Here is a 19,321-nt window from a genome sequence, read left to right as displayed (position 1 = left end):
TTGAAAAATTATTACTTATTTCTAATTCTTATTTTGATAAAATTTCCAGTTTTTGCATTGGAAAAAAAAACAGATGTTATTTTAAAAGAATTAAATGAAGCGATAAAAAATAAACAGCATTACGTAAAAATAAAGGAAGAGCGAATTCTCAACTTCAAAAAGATAAAATCAGAGAATTTGACAAAAGAGCAGGAGTATAATTACAACAAGACATTATACCTTGAATATCAGAAGTTAAATACAGATTCGGCAATTCAATATGTAAAAAAGAACTTAAGAATTGCAACAGAACTTCAAAATAAAGAACTTCTCAATTTGGCGCAGTTACAATTAGTAACGCTTTATTCCTCGTCAGGAAAATATCGCGAATCGGAAGCCATTCTAAAAAGTATCAATAAAAAGAATTTAGAGCATTCACAGCTTCCTAATTACTACATTTCCTATCGCGAATTTTTTGAGCATTATGCTGCCAATAGTTACAGTTTGGAATACAGAAAACAGATTGGAAAATACCGTGATTCGTTACTTTCTGTTTTAGACAAGAATACATTAGACTATCAGATCAATAGAATTCAGCAGGATATTTTTAATAAAAAATTTGAAAAGCCTAAAAGTCAATTATTGGGTTTACTGGCAAAAACAAAACAAGAAAATCCGCAATATGCCATGATTACCTATTTATTGGGTAAGATTGCCGAGGCGATGCATGATCTAGAATCAAGAAAAAAATATTATGCACTTTCAGCTACTTCAGATATTAAAAATGCCAATAAAGATAATGCATCATTGCAGGAATTAGCTTTGGTTTTTTATGAAATTGGAGATGTAGATATGGCGTATAAATTAACACAATCTGCCATTGAAGACGCTCTTTATTGCAACGTTCAGTTTCGTACTTTACTGATGTCAGAAGTTTATTCGATTATCAATACAGTATATCAGGAACGTGAAGCCCAGCGTAAAAGCGAATTACAAATTTATCTGCTTTGCATTAGTTTGCTTTCGCTATTTTTATTGGTTGCAATCATTTATGTTTACAAACAAATGAAGAAGGTTTCGAGAATTCGAACAGAACTTTATGAAACCAGCCAGAAATTAGCAGAATTAAATAAAGATATAACCGAAACAAACAGTCAGCTTCAAGAAAGTAACTTGCAACTATCTGAATCTAATTTAGTTAAAGAAGAATATATAGCTCATTTTTTTAATCTTTGTTCTACTTACATCAATAAATTAGAAAACTATCGCATTATTTTAAATAAAAAGGCTACTGCAAAACAGTTTGATGAAATTTACAAAATTCTAAAGTCAACAACTTTGGTTGATAATGAGCTGGAGGAGTTGTACAAGAATTTTGATATTATCTTTTTGAATTTGTATCCAACATTCGTTAAAGATTTTAATGCATTGCTAATTTCGGAAGAGCAAATTGTACTCAAACAAAATGAATTACTTAATACTGAACTTAGAATTTTTGCATTAATTAGATTAGGAATTACAGATAGTGTTAAGATAGCTGCATTTTTACGTTACTCTTTAAGCACAATTTACAACTATCGTACAAGAGCTCGAAATAAGGCCGCAGTTTCACGAAATGACTTTGAAGAAATGGTCATGAAAATTGGTATAATGTCTTTGAAAGCATAACTATTTATTTTAAATCTACTACTTTTTTTGATGTTTTAAAAAAGTTAAAGTATTGTAAGTCAGTTTTTTGATTTTTTAATTCACTACTTTTTTATATCTAAAAATCTAACTTGTACGATAACGTTTTAGTTTTACAATATGATAAAAAAGTTTTTTCTCGTAAAGACTTTCCCTATTATAACCTAATGCTTTAATAATTACTGTTATGTTAAAAAACGTAAAAACAATTGTTGTTTTACTTTTACTAAGTTCTTTTGGGATGAATGCCCAAGACAAAGTTCCAGTTTATCTAGACGATAAAAAGCCAATAAATGAGCGTGTAGAGGATGCGCTTAAACGAATGACAACCGATGAGAAAATTGCCATGATTCATGCGCAGTCTAAATTTAGTTCTCCAGGTGTAAAACGTCTTGGAATTCCAGAAAACTGGATGACCGATGGGCCACACGGAATTCGTACAGAGGTAAAATGGGACGAATGGGATCAAGCCGGATGGACAAACGATTCTTGTATTGCTTTTCCAGCTTTAACTGCACTTTCATCAACATGGAATAAAGAATTGGCTTCTTTATATGGAAAATCAATTGGAGAGGAAGCACGTTTTCGTAACAAAAATGTATTATTAGGTCCTGGTGTAAATATCTACAGAAGCCCATTAAACGGTCGTAACTTCGAATACATGGGAGAAGATCCGTTTTTAGCTTCAAAAATGGTTGTTCCTTATATTAAAGGAGTTCAATCAAATGGAGTAGCGGCTTGTGTAAAACACTTCGCACTAAACAATCAAGAAACAAATCGTAATTCGGTTAACGTAATTGTTGACGATCGTGCCTTATATGAGATTTACCTTCCTGCTTTTAAAGCTGCTGTTCAAGAAGGAGATGTTTGGTCGATTATGGGAGCTTACAACAAATATAAAGGACAGCAATGCTGCCACAATGAATACCTATTAAATGATATTCTTCGTGGAGAATGGGGCTTCAAAGGAGTTGTGGTTTCCGATTGGGGTGGAGTCAATGACACTAAACAAGCAATCCATAATGGTTTGGATATGGAATTTGGTTCATGGACAAACGGACTTTCTTGGGGAACAAGCAATGCTTATGATAACTATTATTTAGCTAAACCATATTCTGAAATGATCAGAAAAGGAGAAATTGGAACAAAAGAATTAGACGAGAAAGTACGTCGTATTCTGCGTTTGTCTTTCTTGACTACAATGGATAGAAATCGTCCTTTTGGTTCTTTTGGAACAGAAGAACATGCTCTAGCTGGTCGTAAAATTGCTGAAGAAGGAATTGTTTTATTGCAAAACAATAATAATATCCTTCCAATCAACCTCTCTAAAACAAAAAAGATTGCTGTAATTGGAGAAAATGCCATTAAAATGATGACAGTTGGAGGTGGAAGTTCTTCGCTTAAAGCAAGATATGAAATTACACCACTTGAAGGATTGAAGAAAAGAATCGGAAATCAAGCTGAAATTGTTTACGCAAGAGGTTATGTTGGAGATCCGACAAGTAATTATAATGGTGTGATTGCCAAAGTAAGTTTAGAAGAAAAACGTCCTCAAGCAGAATTAACTGCGGAAGCTTTAAAAGTAGCTAAAGATGCTGACATTGTTCTTTTTATTGGAGGTTTGAACAAAAGCGAAAACCAAGATGATGAAGGACACGATCGTAAAGAATTAGGATTGCCTTATGGTCAGGATAAACTAATCAGTGAATTAGCAAAAGTAAATAAGAATATTGTTTTCGTAAATATTTCTGGAAATGCAGTTGCAATGCCTTGGATTAAAGAAGTTCCAGGTGTTGTTCAAGGATGGTTTTTAGGAACTGAAGCTGGAAATGCTTTAGCAAATGTTTTAGTTGGAGATGTAAATCCTTCTGGAAAATTATCTTTCACTTTCCCTGTAAAATTAGCAGATAACGGAGCTCACGCTCTAGGAGAATTTCCTGGTGGAGATGAAGTAAAGTATAACGAAGGAATTTTTGTTGGATACCGTTGGGTTGACAAAAACAAAATCAAACCTTTATTTTCTTTCGGCCACGGTTTAAGCTATACGACTTTTGCTTACGGAAAAGTAACAGCCGATAAAAAACAGATTAACGCAGGAGATAAAATTACATTCTCAGTTAACGTAAAAAATACGGGAAGCAGAGAAGGGGCAGAAGTAGTGCAATTGTACATTACAGATGTTAAATCTTCTTTGGTTCGTCCGATAAAAGAATTGAAAGGTTTTGAAAAAGTAGCTCTTAAAGCTGGAGAAGAAAAAACAGTAACTTTTACAATTGATAAAACGGCTTTAAGTTTCTTCGACGATAAAAAACACGACTGGGTTGCTGAACCTGGTGATTTTGAAGCGATTATTGGAGCTTCTTCAACAGATATAAAATCTAAGGTGAACTTTTCACTTAAATAAGTTTTTTATTTCTAAAATTGGTTGGTTTGTAAAGCTGCAAGTGTAAAATTTGCAGCTTTGCTTTTGTCTTTAAAAGTTAGATGTTAGAAGTAAAATTTTAGAAGTTTTACTTTTTATAAATAAAAGAATCAAAAAAATGAAAAGAATATTATTATTTACGATGGGTTTTGTCTTATTTCAAAACCTTTCAGCACAGACTCTCAATAAAATGCAATGGTTTAATGAACCTGAGAAATGGGAAATTAAAAACAATGCATTAATTATGAATGTTACTGCAAATAGCGATTACTGGCGAATTTCGCATTACGGATTTACTGTTGATGATGCGCCTTTTTACTACGCAAATTACGGTGGTGAATTTGAAGCTAAAGTAAAACTGACAGGAAATTACATCGCTCGTTTTGATCAAATGGGATTAATGATTCGCATTGATGAAAAAAATTATATCAAAACAGGTGTTGAATTTGTTGACGGGAAATTTAATGTTAGCACTGTTGTAACACACGATAAAAGCGATTGGAGCGTAACCACTCTAGATAAAGTACCGCCTTTTATCTGGATTAAAGCCGTTAGAAGATTAGATGCCGTTGAGATATTCTATTCTTTTGATGATAAAAATTACATCATGACCAGAAACGCGCCGTTACAAGATAATACGCCAGTTATGGTTGGTTTAATGGCAGCTTCTCCAGACGGAAAAGGTTTTGAAGCCAAATTCGAAAACTTTACTGTGAAACACTTACCAGACCAAAGAAGGGCGGAATGGCTTAAAAATCACCAGTAGATTAAATTTCAATTTAAAAATCACAAATTCCAAACTTAATTTTTGAATTTTAAGATTGCAGAAAATCTAAAATCTGCAATCTACAATTAAAACCTAACCTAACTTAGACCAAAAAACAAATGAGTTCAATTTCATCTGATATTAAACCAAAAAAACATTACGAAATTCTTGATGGACTTCGTGGAGTTGCGGCTATTTTAGTAGTTGCTTTTCATATTTTTGAAGCTTTCGCGGGCGGAAATCGTTTTGTACAAATTATAAATCACGGATATCTTGCTGTTGATTTCTTTTTCCTTTTATCTGGATTTGTTGTCGCCTATGCGTATGATGATCGTTGGGGGAAAATGACACAATGGGAGTTTTACAAACGCAGATTAATTCGCCTGCAGCCCATGGTAATTATGGGAATGATCATTGGCGCTATCTTTTATTATTTTCAAGCCTCAGACATACTATTTCCAATGATTGGAGGTATGGAAGTTTGGAAAGTTATTTTAACAATGGTAATAGGTTTTACTTTATTGCCAATTCCGCCTTCTTTAGAAATTAGAGGCTGGGGAGAAATGCACCCTTTAAATGGTCCAGCGTGGTCGCTTTTCTTCGAATACATTGCCAATATTTTGTACGCTTTAATCTTTCGTAAATTTTCTAATAAAGTGATGTCAGTCTTTGTATTGATATTTGCTGGACTATTAATTAATTATACTGTTTTCGGACCAAAAGGAGATGTTATTGGTGGCTGGTCGTTAAATTTAGAACAACTTAATGTTGGTTTTACACGTTTGCTGTTTCCATTTTTTGCCGGTGTTTTGTTATGTCGTTTAGGAAAACTAATTCATGTAAAAAACGCTTTTTGGGTTTGCAGTATTTTGATTACCATAGTTTTGGCTTTACCAAGATTTGGCGATGAAAACAGTCTTTGGCTGAATGGTTTGTATGAATCGATCTGCATTATTTTAATTTTTCCTCTTATTGTGGTAATTGGTGCCGGAGGAGAAATTAAAAATGAACTTTCTTTAAAAATATGTAAAGCTTTAGGGGATATTTCATATCCAATTTACATTACACATTATCCTTTAATTTATTGGTTTACAGCTTGGGTTGTAGATAATAAAGTCTCGATGAAAGACGGATATATGGAAGGAATAGGAGTTTTAATTGCCAGTATTGTTATGGCATTTGTATGCTTAAAATTGTATGATGAACCCGTTAGAAATTGGCTTCAGAATAAATTCCAAAAGAGAAAAGTTTCTTCTTAGAGGTGCAAAGGTTCAAAGGTAAAAGCTTTGTTCCTCTGAACCTTAAATAAAAACATTGAATTTCTAAATTTTGTTAGTTATAGATATTCATTAAAGGGTTAAGCTTAATTGTTTATCCCTTTTTTTATTTTGTTTTAGAAATTTTTGCATTAGACTATCATTCCTTAGGCATATTTCGTTGGTAGAAAAAAATAATTACCAAAAGATTTGCGTTCCATAGGAACGTTTGATATACGAAAGAATTGGAAACACGAAATCAAACGTTCCGACAGAACGTAAAAACAATAACAACATTTTTTTCTACAAACGAAATGTTCCTATGGAACAAAATAATAGATAAAAAAAAGTGGTTGTCTCATTTTTCGAGACAACCACTTTTTTTAAATATAGTAATAAAGACAATCAAAAGAAAAATCTCTGTCCCTCTAAACCTTTGCCTCTTTGAACCTTTAAAAAAAAAATTATTCTAAAACCAATTGGCCTAAAGCTTCTTTACTGAAACCTTTTAATTCTTCTGTTTTTCCTGCTTTGATTTTCGCCACCCAATTAGGATCAGATAAAAGAGGTCTACCAACAGCAACCAAATCAAAATCGCCTCTGTCGAAACGTCTGTTTAATTCTTCTAAAGAAGTTGGTTGTGAACTTTCTCCAGCAAAAGCACCAAAGAAATCGCCAGAAAGTCCAACAGAACCAACCGTAATAGTCGGTGCTCCCGTTACTTTTTTAGCCCATCCTGCAAAGTTTAAATCAGATTCTTCAAATTCTGGTTCCCAGAAACGACGTTGCGAAGCGTGAATAATGTCAACACCAGCATCAACAAGAGGCGTAAGCCAAGCTTCTAATTCCTGCGGATTTTTAGCTAATTTATAATTATAATCAGAAGGTTTAAATTGAGAAAAACGCATGATAACAGCAAAATCATTTCCAACTTGTTTTCTAATTTCTTTTACCACTTCAATAGCAAAACGATTGCGCTCTGGCAATGTTTTTCCTCCGTAAATATCTTCACGTAAGTTTGTTTCAGCTCTAAAAAATTGGTCAATTAAATAGCCATGTGCACCGTGAATTTCGATAGTGTCAAAACCTACTCTTTTGGCATCAGCTGCAGCTTTACCAAACGCAAGGATTGTCTCTTCAATATCTTTTTCAGACATAGCAATACCATTTCTAAAATCAGGACGGTTTAATCCAGACGGACCTTCAAAAGGAACTGGCGGAACCCATCCAGAATGATGATTATCCATAATTCCCATATGCCAGATTTGCGGTCCCATTTGTCCGCCAGCAGCGTGAACTTCGTCAATTACTTTTTTCCATCCGCTTAAAGCTAAATCGCCATGAAAGTGAGGAACATTTGCATCATTTGATGATGAAGGTCTGTCAATTACAGTTCCTTCAGATAATATTAATCCAACTTGACCTTCAGCTCTTTTTTGGTAATAAGCTGCGACTTCATCAGTTGGAACTCCGTTTGGAGAGAAAGAGCGCGTCATTGGCGCCATTACGATTCGGTTTTTCAGATTTAACGTTTTTAAGTTAAATGGAGAAAACAGGTTGTTTGTACTCATAGTAATTTTACAAATTAGATTGAATTAATTTACTGAGTGCTTCAAAGGCACCTTCGTTACGTTTATAATAGGTCCATTGGCCAACACGTTTGGCTTCGATAAAACCGGCGCGTTGTAAAATAGACAGGTATTCTGATACTGTAGATTGTGTCAAACCAGCTTTAGCTTGAATTTGCCCAACACAAACTCCATGTTCAAATCCAGCGTGCTGCAATTGATCGGGAAAGTTGATTTCAGGCTCTTTTAGCCATTCCAGCATTTGCAATCTGGATTTGTTTGACAAGGCTTTAAATATTTCTATCTTTTCCATAATGCAAATATATCGACTTTTCCCGATATACCAATTAAGCAAAATTTATTTAGGAAAATTTTATGATGGAGGAGAGAAAATGATGAAGAATTTAGTAAAGAAAATTTATATTTGCTTAAGTATTCTTTTCTCAGTTTATGTCATTTCGACGAAGGAGAAATCACACTAGAAAGTCCATGAAGAGAATCAAAATCTTTGTAGATTAGCGAGTGTGATTTCTCCTTCGTCGAAATGACAAATGTTGAGGCAATAACATGATTAAAAAAATAACCCCAAAACAATAAAACTTAATCCATTATGAAAAAAACTTTACTCATTGTAGCATTCTTATGTTGTATAATTACCAATTCAAAAGCACAAGTTGTTGGTGTTGATGTTGGAGACATTGCGCCAGAAATTGATCTTCCAAATACAAAAGGAGAAAAAATCGCACTTTCATCTTTAAGAGGATCTTTAGTTTTGGTTGATTTTTGGGCTTCATGGTGTGGACCTTGCATTAAAGAACAGCCATTATTACTGAAGTTAAATAATACTTATCCCGAGAAATTATCGATTTACGGCGTTTCTATGGATACTAAAAAACCATTGTGGACAGCTGCAATTGCAAAAGGAAAATTGCCATGGATAAATGTTAGCGATTTAAAATATTGGCAGTCACCAGCTGTTGCAGATTATAGATTACAATCTGTTCCGTTAAATTTTTTAATAGATAAAAACGGAATTATTCTAGCTAAAAATATTCATGGAAAAGCTCTAGAGGATAAGATTAAAAGTGTTTTAGCACCTTGATAATTAGTAAAATGGAGTCAAATCTCTCTTTGTCTGAATTTCGCAAAAGATTGCAACATAATATTGAAATAGGTTCTTTGAAAGTAAACTTCAGTTACTTTAGACTATTTCCTCTATTCGGCGAATCCAAACCTTTTTATGGAGTTTTTGATGATAAAAGCTTCCGTTTTACTGTAAATTCAGCAACATCTCCAACAATTTTTATTGTAAGAGGGAATTATAAGAATATTGATAACAGGGTAAATGTAAATTATGTCGTTGAAGAAAACAGTAAATTTCAATTGATCTGGACGAGATTTTCTCCAGTAGTTTTTCTGATATTCATTAATATATTTTTTCTTTTTTTTGGAAGAGGACTTAGGAGAGCAACTACAATTGTAAGTTTGTTTCTTCTTATGGGTATTTTCTATTCGAGATGGAAAGAAGAAAGAAGAAGGAAAAAATTAGAGCAAAAATTTATAAGAGTTTTTGAAATCAAATGAGTTAAAAACAAATCAATTTTTTAACTCATTTTTTAAGAGATTTTAGAAAGCAATTCCAAATTGAAAACCAATTGTAAAAGAGGCGGGATGATCATTTCCAAAACGGACAGGTAAAGGAACCGCAACAAAATAACTGCAATTATCACTTTTAAGTACAGTTTTATTTATTACAGGTGTAAAACCTTATCTGCCGCTGCTTTCAAAAGCGGCTCTTCCTGCAAAGGTATAACCGTTGCCTAAAGCCACTAATACGCCGGGATGAAATAATAAATTGGTCACTTTATCACTGTTTCCTTGAACTCTTATATTTGGAACAACTTCAAAAGAAAAACCTATTTTTTGATTTTTCCAAATGTTGATACCAGTTGGAAATCCGACTGCATAATAATCTCTAAAATTTACGGTTGTTTGTTCACTGCTAAAAGTGGCAATAGGATGAAGAATGCCAAAATAACCTGTGATTTTTGGATAAGTCGTTTGAGAAAATGCATTGAAACTTAAAGTAAATAAAGTGATTGCAAAAAGGTGTCTGAAGAAAATCATGATAGTTTTTGTTAATTAATTAATTAATTAAAACAAAACTATTGACAATCAAAGCTTAGAAATAGAACACTATTTACCTTTTGTATCTGGATTACTTTTTAAGGTGTTTTTTCTATAAGAGGAAGGATTTTTTCCTGTTTGTAATTTAAAAATTCTGGTAAAATGACTTTGGTCTGAAAAGCCCGTCATATAAGCTATTTCAGTTAAAGTATAAGAAGTATTTTGAATCAGATTGATGGCTTTTTCTATTCGAAGTTTACGCACGTATTCACCGAAATTTAAATCTTCAAAATATTTAGAAAACTCTCTCGATAAATAAGACGGATTCAATTCTAAATCACTTGAGATTTTCTTCAAATCAAAAGTAAACTGTGCATCTATTTGATCTTGAATAATATTTTTCAATTCTTTAACCCATAAAGGTGTTTTCTGATTATTCTTTTTCTCAATCAAAAACTTGTTATAAACTTCGTGAAGTAAATTTTCGAAAGGGCTATTTTGAAGATGATTTTGTTTGTACAAATGTTTCGCCCAGCTGTAAAGTGCATCGTACAAAACTAATCCTGTTTCCAGCAAATGCGAATCGTCTGTTATATTATGAGAAAGTCCAGCAGAAATTGCCCAAAGTCCAGCTGCTTCTTTGGCAAGATCGTGGCGGTCGGTGTCGGCGCCACGAACAATTTTTGCCATAATTAAAACTGCGGGATCTTTTATTTGATATTTTTTTATAATGAAGTCAAAAGTGCATTCTTCATTATAATGTGTAAATTCTACATCAGGAATATCAAACGGAATTGCATCTAATGCTGCCGCTTTTGTTAAAACTTCATCAAAAGGCACATAAATAAATTCCGCCTCTGCGTCAACAAAATTTTTGATTAGCCACGGGCAGGCAATTCTATCAATTTTAGGTCTTTCCCTAGTAATCCACTTCATTCCGTAAAGAAAAGTAAATTAATCTCCACTATTTGTATTTTTTTTAACCCCTCCAAAACTTGTTTTCAGCATTTCTCTAATCTGAAACTGCGTCTTGTTTCCCGATGCATTTTTCCAATCTTTGAGATCAAAAATATGAATTTGATCTGCATAAGGATTTGTTAAAAATGAAATTCTGGAAATAGCATATTTATAGTATTTCAATTCATGAGATACATGTCGATTTGGAACGACAATCAGAATATTTTCCCATTTCAGGAAATCCTTTGGAACATCATTTCTTTCTAATAATCCTAAAGATTCAAAAAAAGCATTAATCTTCTGATCATTAAGTTCGTTAATCTTATGATCGAGGGTTTTAAATTTACTGTGGAGTCTATTTTCATTTATAATAGTACTCATAATATTCTTTGCTTTTTTAAGATTTGAAAATAAAGTTACATCAAAAGTATATCATATTATAGTTTGAAGCCATTAGATTCATTCTAAATTTTGAATCGCTTTTTACAGCTTTAGATATTAATGAGTTATCATATTTTGATAAAATACTATCGATTTTTTTTCTGTAAAAGCCTTATTTTTATCGCTATTCGATTTTACTAACAACCCAACCTTATGAAAACCACTTTTATTCAAAAAACCATTTTGTCATTTTTTCTTTTGTTTTTAGTGCAAGTTACTGCGCAAAACAAATCGCCTAGAGAGTTAATATTAATAGATAAAGATTGGCGGTTTTCATTCGGACATTTGTATGACACCAAAAAAGATTTTGGTCATGCAGAAGGGTATTTTTCCTATTTGACAAAGACAGGTTTTGGAGATGGACCAGCTGCTTCGGGGTTTGACGATCGTGCCTGGAGAAAATTAGATCTGCCACACGATTGGGCTGTAGAACAACCTTTTAGCGAAAGCGCAAGTTTCAGCCACGGATTTAAAGCGGCGGGTAAAAACTTTCCAGAGAAAAGTATTGGTTGGTACAGAAAAAAAATTACAATTCCGAATAGCGATTTAGGTAGAGTTATTTCATTAAAATTTGATGGCGTTTTTAGAAATTCGAAAGTATTTTTTAACGGATTTTATCTAGGAACCGAAGAAAGCGGTTATAACGGTTTTGAGTATGATGTATCGGCTTATGTGAATTATGGTGGGGAAAATATCATTTCTGTACGTGTTGATGCTTCAATGGAGGAAGGCTGGTTTTATGAAGGTGCCGGAATTTACAGACATGTTTATTTGCAGAAAACAAATCCGATTTATGTAGTTCAGAACGGAACGTATGTTACTTCTGAGCTGGTAGGAAATAATGCAGCTGTTACGGCTGATGTAAAAATTAAAAACAATGGAAAATTTAAGGGTTCTATTGAAGTCATTCAAACCATTTTAGATAATAAAAGTAAACAAGTTGCGGTTTCTTCTGAAAATATAGTAGCTCCAGAATTCTATCAAACGATAAATTATAGTTCAAAATTGCATGTCGAAAATCCGCTTTTGTGGGATCTTGATTCGCCAAATTTATATCAATTAATTACCGAAATAAAAAGTGAAGGAAAAGTAATTGACAGTTATAAAACTTCTTTCGGAATCAGAACGATTGAGTTTAATGCCGAACAAGGTTTTTTCCTTAACGGAAAATCCATAAAACTGAAAGGAACAAATAACCATCAAGATCACGCTGGAATTGGAACAGCACTTCCGGATGAAATTCAGTATTACAGAATTCAAAAACTGAAAGAAATGGGGTCAAATGCCTATCGTTGTTCGCATCATCCTCCAACGCCAGAATTATTAGATGCCTGCGATAAATTAGGAATGCTGGTAATAGATGAAACTCGTTTAATGGGAATTAATGAGTATCATTTGAAAGATTTGCAGCGAATGATGGAACGCGATCGAAACCATCCAAGCATTTTTTGCTGGTCGGTTGGAAATGAAGAATGGCAGATTGAAGGTGGAATTATTGGAGAAAGAATTGCCAATATCATGCAGGATTTTAGTAAAAGCATTGATCCGACAAGACCCGTGACAATAGGAATTAGCAGCGGATTTAAAAGCGGTATTTCTTCTGTAGTCGAAGTTATGGGATATAATTATCTCGGAAACGGAGATATTGACGCGCATAGAAATCAGTTTAAACAGCAGCCTGGAATGGGAACGGAGGAAGGTTCGACGTTTGCAACGCGCGGAATTTATTTTACAGATGACGCCAAACATTATCAAAGTGCTTATGACAAAAAGCCAAGACCAACTTTTTACAGTATAGAAGAAGGTTGGAAATTCTACTCGGAAAGACCATATTTAGCAGGAATGTTTATTTGGACAGGTTTTGATTACCGCGGAGAACCAACGCCTTATGGCTGGCCTTCTGTAACATCTTATTTCGGAATGATGGATGTATGCGGTTTTCCTAAAGACAATGTTTTTTATCTGAAATCTTGGTGGGGAAAAGAACCTGTTTTACATCTATTGCCTCATTGGAATTGGAGTGGAATGGAAGGCAAAGAAATAGACGTTTGGGCTTATTCTAATTGTGATGAAGTAGAGCTTTTTCTAAACAAAAAAAGTTTAGGGAAAAAGAAAATGACACAAAACGGACATTTAGAATGGAAAGTAAATTATGTGCTAGGAACTTTAGAAGCGGTTGGTTACAAAAATGGAGAAAAGATACTTTCTGATATTCAAAAAACTACTGGAAAAGCAGAAAACATCAAATTATCTTCGGATAAAGAAAATGTTCTGAAAGGAAATATTTCGGTCGTAACGATTGAAACCACAGACAAAAACAATTTGCACGTTCCAATTGCCAACGACGAAATTACCTTTTCGATTAAAGGGGGAAAAATTTTAGGAGTTGGAAACGGAGATCCAACTTCTCTGGAAAGCGATAAATTTATTGATGACATTGCTTTGGTTGCTATAAATAATTTTAAAGAACAAAAAAGTAATAGTGCTACTTTGCCAGAACAGTTATCGAATTATTCTGATAATGAATGGATTGACGCTTTTAAAGATCGTGATTATAAAAAACAAGCACCATCTTATATTTATAAAGGAGAATTTGATTTGAAAAACAATTCAGCTTCGAATGTTGTTAGTTTCTTTTACAAAAAAATTGGTGTTCAAACTGTAGTTTTCATTAACGGAAATAAAGTAGAACCAAGTGCAGAAGATCCTCAGAAATATATTCTAAGTTCATCAATTTTAAAAGAAGGAAAAAATACGATTCATATTGCAGCAACGCCTTTACAAAAGATAAAAGATTGGGATGTAATGAATACAGATCCGGGAATTATTCAAGTGATAACACCAGCAGAACCTTGGAAAAGAAAGCTTTTTAATGGTTACGCTCAAATCATAATTCAAAAAGATGAAAATGCAAAAGAAGTTATTTTATCCGCTTCCGCGAAAGGATTACGAGCTGGAAGTTTGAGTTTAAAATAGTTTCACGCAGATTCTGCAGATTTTAGCAGATCTGTAAAGATTTTATTTTTAGATTTGGGATTATTAATCAAAAATGAATCTACTAAAATATGCAGAATCTGCGTGAAAAAACTTTGCATCTCAGCGACTTTGCGAGATTATTTAGTCTAGCTAAAAAACACTTTGCGTAAATCTTTGCGTTCTTTGCGGTTAAAATCAAAACAAAACAAACCAAAATAATATTGTTTGATTTTCATAACTTTGCAAAATGAATAATCAGACAGAAACTCAGAATTGCGATTTTACTTCAGATTTAAAAATGAAGGGATTTAAAGTTTATCCTATAAATGGGGATTTTAGTAAAGTTCCCGTTTACAGTAGGAGAGATTTTTATAAAATCTGCATCAACACCAGTAAAAGTATTATACAATATGCTGACCGCGGAATAGAAACAGACGGTACAATTTTGTTTTTTGGTAATCCGATTATTCCTTATTCATGGGAAACCGTTTCAGAGAGTTATGAAGGTTATGCTTGTGTTTTTACGGAAGAATTTCTAAGAGCAAAAGATCGCTCTGAAACGCTTCATGAATCGCCTTTGTTTAAAATAGGAGGAACCCCAATTTTTTCTTTAAATGCTGAACAAAAGCTTTTTATAGATTCTTTATTTCAAAAAATGATCAAAGAATACGAGACAGATTATGTTTTTAAAGACGATTTGATGCGTAGTTATGTCAATTTGATTATTCATGAATCAATGAAAATGCAACCTTCAGAAAATTTCTTTAAACATAAAAATGCATCTTCCAGAATAACCTCTTTATTCTTAGAATTGTTAGAAAGACAATTTCCTATAGAAACTAAAAATGAACCATTAGCTTTAAAAACGCCTCAGGATTATGCGCAAAGTCTGTCTGTTCACGTCAATCACCTAAATCGTTCGGTAAAAGAAGTAACAGGAAAACCAACAACGGCACATATAACAGAAAGAATTATTGGAGAGGCAAAGGCTTTGTTGCAACATACAGACTGGAGTATTTCAGACATTGGTTATTCGCTTGGATTTGAATATCCAAGTTATTTTAATAACTATTTTAAAAGACTTACAGGTACAGTTCCGAAATCTCTTAGAATGTAAATTGTTTCAATTTCATAATTTTTTGTTTGAATATTGTTATTTTCAGAAAGTCAAGTTGACCTAATTTTGCCTTGAAATTACAACGCTGAATTAATTTATCAGTTTTGGAAAAAACTAAATTACTACTTCATAAAGCGGATTCTAGCTTTTTAAATTTAGTTTATAATTCTGATAATGAATTAGATAAGTGGTTTTAAATGTAGTCAATCTCAAAAAAATAAGTAAATTTATGTCAACAAATTATTCAACCGTTATTGAAGAAGGAAAAGTCCCGAATACTTATATGACAGGTGATGTTTCCTATAAAAAGCAAACCAGTGATATTCACCCAGAAAACACTGTTATTAAGGAAGTTACTTTTGAACCTTGTGCAAGAAGTAATTGGCATAGCAACGCGGGTCTGCAAATGCTGATTGCAAAAGAAGGAACTGGATATTACCAAGAAAGAGGAAAAGCCGTTCGAAAGCTTCAAAAAGATGAAGTGGTTACCATTTTACCAGGAATTGAACATTGGTATGGAGCAACTCCATTTGATACATTCTCTTATGTTGCGATTATAACAGAAATAGATAAAGGCCACGGTGTATGGTTAGAAAAAGTAACAGACGCAGAATATTTTCTTTTAAGTAGCCTCTAAAGGTGCTAAGTTTCTGAGATACTAAAGTTCTAAGTTTTTTAGTGCTGGCAAATATTCTTTGCGTGCTTTGTGTAAATCTTTGCGCACTTTGCGGTTAAATCTGAAACTTGGAACCTTAAACAAAAAAACAACCCTAAAACAAAATTAAAAAATGAAAAAACGCCTTTTAGGAAATAGTGGTCTAGAAGTTTCTGCATTAGGACTTGGCTGTATGGGAATGAGTTTTGGTTATGGACCGGCTCATGACAAAAAAGAAATGATTGCCTTACTTCGTTCTGCGTATGAAAAAGGAATAACTTTTTTTGATACGGCAGAATGTTACGGTCCATTTTTGAATGAAGAACTTTTAGGAGAAGCCTTAGCTCCATTTCGCGATAAAGTTGTAGTTGCAACTAAATTTGGTTTTTTGGAAGGTGATTCTAAAAAAGGATTGGATAGTCGTCCTGAATGGATTAGAAAAAGTATTGAAGGTTCATTAAAAAGATTGAATACAGATGTTATCGATTTGTATTATCAGCATCGTGTTGATCCAAATGTTCCCATTGAAGATGTTGCAGGAGTAATTAAGGATTTAATTCAGGAAGGAAAAGTAAAGCATTTTGGACTTTCAGAAGCTGGAGTAGAAAACATTCGAAAAGCAAATGCAATACAGCCTGTTACAGCGCTTCAGAGCGAATATTCACTTTGGTGGAGAACTCCTGAAGAGGAAATTTTTCCAGTTTTAGAAGAATTAGGAATCGGATTTGTGCCTTTCAGTCCATTAGGAAGAGGCTTTCTTACGGCAAAAATTGACGAAAACACACAATTTGATAGCTCAGATTTTAGAAATTCATTGCCTCGTTTTGCTCCCGAAGCGAGAAAAGCAAATCAAGCTTTTGTCGATTTGTTAGGAAAAATTGCTTCAGAAAGAGGCGTTACAAATGCACAAATCGCATTGGCATGGAATTTAGCCCAAAAACCTTGGATCGTACCCATTCCTGGAACTACAAAATTACATCGTTTAGAGGAAAATTTGGGAGCAATTAATCTAGAACTTTCAACAGAAGAAATTACTGCCATTGAAAATGCATTAGCACAAATTAAAATTGAAGGATCTCGTTACCCGGAACATTTAGAGAAACAAGCAGGTAAGTAAATTGGATAATGTGGCAATTTGAAAATTAGATAATTCAACCTGAAACTTGACACGAGGCTTTAGCCGAACTGGCGAAGAAAACAAAAAAACAAACTATAAAAAAATGGAAACAAAAAACATAAAAGCTTTTGGTACAGAAGCGGCCGACGCACCATTACAAACATTAGATATTAAACGTAGAGCAGTGCAAGCTCATGATGTAGAAATTGAGATTTTATATTGCGGAATCTGTCATTCAGATCTACATTCTGCTAGAAACGAATGGCATGGCACTATTTATCCGATAGTTCCGGGGCATGAAATTGTTGGGCGTATTGTGAAGATTGGCGATCATGTAAAAAACTTTAAAGTTGGCGAATTAGCTGGAGTTGGCTGTTTGGTTGATTCTTGCAGAGAATGTGAACATTGCAAAAATGATTTAGAGCAATTTTGTGATGAAGGAAATATCCAGACATTTAACTCGCCTGACAAGCATTTAGGCGGACAAACTTTTGGAGGTTATTCTCAAAGTATTGTAGTTGATGAAAGCTTTGTATTACACATTTCAGATAAATTAGATCTTGCTGGAGTTGCTCCATTATTATGCGCAGGAATTACAACTTATTCGCCATTAAAACACTGGAAAGTTGGTCCTGGTCAAAAGGTTGGAATCGTAGGAATTGGAGGTTTAGGTCACATGGGAATCAAAATTGCGAAAGCGATGGGAGCTCATGTTGTAGTTTTTACAACTAATTTATCTAAAACAGAAGATGCAAAACGTCTTGGAGCAGATGAAGTTGTATTGTCTACCGACGAAGCACAAATGGCAGAACATGCTAGAAGTTTAAACTTTATTTTAGACTGCGTTTCTGCAGAACATAATATTGATGCTTACTTAAATTTACTAAAAGTTGACGGAACACTTACTCTTGTTGGAGCTCCAATGGATCCGCTTCCTGTAACATCTTTCAGTCTTATTTTAGGAAGAAGAAGTTTTTCTGGTTCTCTAATCGGTGGAATCGCAGAAACTCAAGAAATGCTAGATTTCTGTGCAGAACACAATATTACGGCTGATATCGAATTGATTGGCGTAAACGATGTAAACAATGCTTATGAAAGATTATTAAAAGGTGATATCAAATATCGTTTTGTAATTGATATGGCGTCTTTGCAATAAGATTCTAAGACTCTAAGGTTCTGAGATTCTAAGTTTTTTAATACTTAATTATTTCAACATCTAGAAAGTAAAAATAGATGCTGAGATTAAAGACAAAATAAAAAAACTTAGAATCTTAGCATCTTAATAACTTAGTCTCTTTTTTGTATTTTTGAAAAGAACAATCAAAAGCAATTTCTTTGAATAAAGATTCAATTCCTGTTTTATCTGTTGGCAATATACTTGGAGAAGAAACTTTAGGTATTACTTTATTTCGCCATAGCGTTAAAGGAAGAAATGCATTTGAACAACCCCATAAACACGATTTTTACCTCGTTTTTTTTGTAGAAAAAGGATCTGGAATTCATAATGTCGATTTCACAAAATACATTGTTGATGATTATCAGGTCTATTTTGTAAGACCTGGCCAAGTGCATAATTGGCTGCTGAATGAAAATACAATAGGTTTTCAGCTGATGCTTTCATCTGAAATTGTAAATGTATTTTCAGGTTTAACGGCTCTTTCTTATTTTGAGCAAAATGTACCTTCCTGCCTAACTTTGACTGAAAATAGATTTGAAGAGCTTAAAAATCATCTTCATGATATTGAATTAGCAATACCTGAAAATGATCTTCTTACCAAAGAAATTACGTTGCTTCATCTTCATTTACTATTAAAATTACTTCAAAAAGAGTATTTGATTCAGTTTCCAGAACACGATTCTTCCACTAAACCTGAAAAAATTATCAAACAATTTAATTTCTTGATTGATCGTTTTTTTAATGAAGAATCTTCAGTGCATTTTTATGCTGATAAATTGAATATTACTCCCAATTATCTCAATATTCTTTCACAGCGTTATTTAAAAATACCTGCAAGCGATGTTATAAAACAAAGAACAATACTCGAAGCAAAACGTTTGCTTACGAGTACAGACTTATCTATAAAAGAAATTGCCTATATGCTGGGCTTTAATGATAATACTTATTTCAGTAAAGTATTTAAAAAGTATGCCGGAAAAACACCGGGTGATTTTAAAGAAAGTTATAAATTTTACCATCCTTATCCGTAATATTACCGTTCTGTTTTCGATTTGTAAACGACTTTTGCATCATACG

Annotated in this window: 17 protein-coding genes; 12 read left to right on the top strand and 5 right to left on the bottom strand. The window is 33.2% G+C overall.

The annotated features are described in order from the left end of the window. Positions 1-57: 57 nt before the first annotated feature. The 4 genes from LL966_RS06885 to LL966_RS06870 all read left to right on the top strand — a co-directional run bounded on the left by LL966_RS06885 (position 58) and on the right by LL966_RS06870 (position 6,112). Complete coding sequence (locus tag LL966_RS06885; RefSeq protein ID WP_229351576.1) at positions 58-1,647, top strand: DUF6377 domain-containing protein; 1,590 nt, start codon at positions 58-60, stop codon at positions 1,645-1,647. Between the two features lie 205 nt (positions 1,648-1,852). Beyond that, on the top strand, positions 1,853-4,069 hold the full coding sequence (locus tag LL966_RS06880) for a glycoside hydrolase family 3 C-terminal domain-containing protein (protein WP_229351575.1): 2,217 nt from the start codon (positions 1,853-1,855) through the stop codon (positions 4,067-4,069). A 136-nt stretch (positions 4,070-4,205) separates the two neighbouring features. Next, positions 4,206-4,853 (top strand): DUF1349 domain-containing protein, encoded by a 648-nt coding sequence (locus tag LL966_RS06875; protein WP_229351573.1) that lies wholly within the window; start codon positions 4,206-4,208, stop codon positions 4,851-4,853. 119 nt (positions 4,854-4,972) lie between these two features. After that, positions 4,973-6,112 carry an acyltransferase family protein gene (locus tag LL966_RS06870; protein WP_229351571.1) on the top strand — a complete coding sequence of 380 codons (1,140 nt, stop codon included), beginning with the start codon at positions 4,973-4,975 and terminating at the stop codon, positions 6,110-6,112. Between the two features lie 461 nt (positions 6,113-6,573). Here the strand turns inward: LL966_RS06870 and LL966_RS06865 are convergent, their stop codons facing one another. Beyond that, positions 6,574-7,680 carry an NADH:flavin oxidoreductase gene (locus LL966_RS06865; protein ID WP_229351568.1) on the bottom strand — a complete coding sequence of 369 codons (1,107 nt, stop codon included), beginning with the start codon at positions 7,678-7,680 and terminating at the stop codon, positions 6,574-6,576. A 7-nt stretch (positions 7,681-7,687) separates the two neighbouring features. Beyond that, positions 7,688-7,990 carry an ArsR/SmtB family transcription factor gene (locus LL966_RS06860; RefSeq protein WP_229351565.1) on the bottom strand — a complete coding sequence of 101 codons (303 nt, stop codon included), beginning with the start codon at positions 7,988-7,990 and terminating at the stop codon, positions 7,688-7,690. A 297-nt stretch (positions 7,991-8,287) separates the two neighbouring features. Between LL966_RS06860 and LL966_RS06855 the strand changes: the two genes are divergently transcribed. After that, positions 8,288-8,779: a TlpA family protein disulfide reductase gene (locus LL966_RS06855; protein WP_229351561.1), complete on the top strand. Its 492-nt coding sequence runs from the start codon at positions 8,288-8,290 to the stop codon at positions 8,777-8,779. A gap of 11 nt (positions 8,780-8,790) precedes the next feature. After that, positions 8,791-9,261, top strand: coding sequence for a hypothetical protein (locus LL966_RS06850; RefSeq protein WP_229351560.1), 471 nt, complete (start codon positions 8,791-8,793; stop codon positions 9,259-9,261). A 183-nt stretch (positions 9,262-9,444) separates the two neighbouring features. On the opposite strand, the gene LL966_RS06845 is transcribed toward LL966_RS06850, so the two are convergent. From LL966_RS06845 to LL966_RS06835, 3 genes are all read right to left on the bottom strand, one after another. After that, entirely contained in the window at positions 9,445-9,804 is a 360-nt protein-coding gene (locus LL966_RS06845) for a hypothetical protein (protein ID WP_229351558.1), read from the bottom strand. Between the two features lie 69 nt (positions 9,805-9,873). After that, positions 9,874-10,740, bottom strand: coding sequence for a chromate resistance protein ChrB domain-containing protein (locus LL966_RS06840; RefSeq protein ID WP_229351555.1), 867 nt, complete (start codon positions 10,738-10,740; stop codon positions 9,874-9,876). Between the two features lie 18 nt (positions 10,741-10,758). Beyond that, a complete protein-coding gene (locus LL966_RS06835) occupies positions 10,759-11,142 on the bottom strand; it encodes a hypothetical protein (protein ID WP_229351553.1) in 384 nt (127 codons plus the stop codon). A 213-nt stretch (positions 11,143-11,355) separates the two neighbouring features. Between LL966_RS06835 and galA the strand changes: the two genes are divergently transcribed. The 6 genes from galA to LL966_RS06805 all read left to right on the top strand — a co-directional run bounded on the left by galA (position 11,356) and on the right by LL966_RS06805 (position 19,275). Continuing rightward, positions 11,356-14,178, top strand: a complete 2,823-nt coding sequence (gene galA / locus LL966_RS06830; RefSeq protein WP_229351550.1) for a beta-galactosidase GalA — start codon at positions 11,356-11,358, stop codon at positions 14,176-14,178. A 247-nt stretch (positions 14,179-14,425) separates the two neighbouring features. Next, positions 14,426-15,295: a helix-turn-helix domain-containing protein gene (locus LL966_RS06825; protein WP_229351548.1), complete on the top strand. Its 870-nt coding sequence runs from the start codon at positions 14,426-14,428 to the stop codon at positions 15,293-15,295. A 229-nt stretch (positions 15,296-15,524) separates the two neighbouring features. Further along, a complete protein-coding gene (locus LL966_RS06820; RefSeq protein ID WP_229351545.1) occupies positions 15,525-15,932 on the top strand; it encodes a cupin domain-containing protein in 408 nt (135 codons plus the stop codon). 151 nt (positions 15,933-16,083) lie between these two features. Then, a complete protein-coding gene (locus tag LL966_RS06815) occupies positions 16,084-17,067 on the top strand; it encodes an aldo/keto reductase (protein WP_229351543.1) in 984 nt (327 codons plus the stop codon). Positions 17,068-17,170: 103 nt separating this feature from the next. Further along, positions 17,171-18,223 carry an NAD(P)-dependent alcohol dehydrogenase gene (locus LL966_RS06810; RefSeq protein ID WP_229351541.1) on the top strand — a complete coding sequence of 351 codons (1,053 nt, stop codon included), beginning with the start codon at positions 17,171-17,173 and terminating at the stop codon, positions 18,221-18,223. A 179-nt stretch (positions 18,224-18,402) separates the two neighbouring features. Then, a complete protein-coding gene (locus LL966_RS06805; RefSeq protein WP_229351540.1) occupies positions 18,403-19,275 on the top strand; it encodes a helix-turn-helix domain-containing protein in 873 nt (290 codons plus the stop codon). The last annotated feature ends 46 nt before the right edge of the window (positions 19,276-19,321 follow it).

Origin of the sequence: Flavobacterium chungbukense, assembly GCF_020805785.1 — a bacterium.
Classification (GTDB): domain Bacteria; phylum Bacteroidota; class Bacteroidia; order Flavobacteriales; family Flavobacteriaceae; genus Flavobacterium; species Flavobacterium chungbukense.
This window is presented reverse-complemented; position numbering and strand designations above follow the sequence as displayed.

Excerpts from the sequence above, each read along its gene's own strand:
- LL966_RS06880 (WP_229351575.1), top strand. The coding sequence starts at position 1,853 with ATGTTAAAAAACGTAAAAACAATTGTTGTTTTACTTTTACTAAGTTCT.
- LL966_RS06875 (WP_229351573.1), top strand. The coding sequence starts at position 4,206 with ATGAAAAGAATATTATTATTTACGATGGGTTTTGTCTTATTTCAAAAC.
- LL966_RS06870 (WP_229351571.1), top strand. The coding sequence starts at position 4,973 with ATGAGTTCAATTTCATCTGATATTAAACCAAAAAAACATTACGAAATT.
- LL966_RS06865 (WP_229351568.1), bottom strand. The coding sequence starts at position 7,680 with ATGAGTACAAACAACCTGTTTTCTCCATTTAACTTAAAAACGTTAAAT.
- LL966_RS06860 (WP_229351565.1), bottom strand. The coding sequence starts at position 7,990 with ATGGAAAAGATAGAAATATTTAAAGCCTTGTCAAACAAATCCAGATTG.
- LL966_RS06855 (WP_229351561.1), top strand. The coding sequence starts at position 8,288 with ATGAAAAAAACTTTACTCATTGTAGCATTCTTATGTTGTATAATTACC.
- LL966_RS06850 (WP_229351560.1), top strand. The coding sequence starts at position 8,791 with ATGGAGTCAAATCTCTCTTTGTCTGAATTTCGCAAAAGATTGCAACAT.
- LL966_RS06845 (WP_229351558.1), bottom strand. The coding sequence starts at position 9,804 with ATGATTTTCTTCAGACACCTTTTTGCAATCACTTTATTTACTTTAAGT.
- LL966_RS06840 (WP_229351555.1), bottom strand. The coding sequence starts at position 10,740 with ATGAAGTGGATTACTAGGGAAAGACCTAAAATTGATAGAATTGCCTGC.
- LL966_RS06835 (WP_229351553.1), bottom strand. The coding sequence starts at position 11,142 with ATGAGTACTATTATAAATGAAAATAGACTCCACAGTAAATTTAAAACC.
- galA (WP_229351550.1), top strand. The coding sequence starts at position 11,356 with ATGAAAACCACTTTTATTCAAAAAACCATTTTGTCATTTTTTCTTTTG.
- LL966_RS06825 (WP_229351548.1), top strand. The coding sequence starts at position 14,426 with ATGAATAATCAGACAGAAACTCAGAATTGCGATTTTACTTCAGATTTA.
- LL966_RS06820 (WP_229351545.1), top strand. The coding sequence starts at position 15,525 with ATGTCAACAAATTATTCAACCGTTATTGAAGAAGGAAAAGTCCCGAAT.
- LL966_RS06815 (WP_229351543.1), top strand. The coding sequence starts at position 16,084 with ATGAAAAAACGCCTTTTAGGAAATAGTGGTCTAGAAGTTTCTGCATTA.
- LL966_RS06810 (WP_229351541.1), top strand. The coding sequence starts at position 17,171 with ATGGAAACAAAAAACATAAAAGCTTTTGGTACAGAAGCGGCCGACGCA.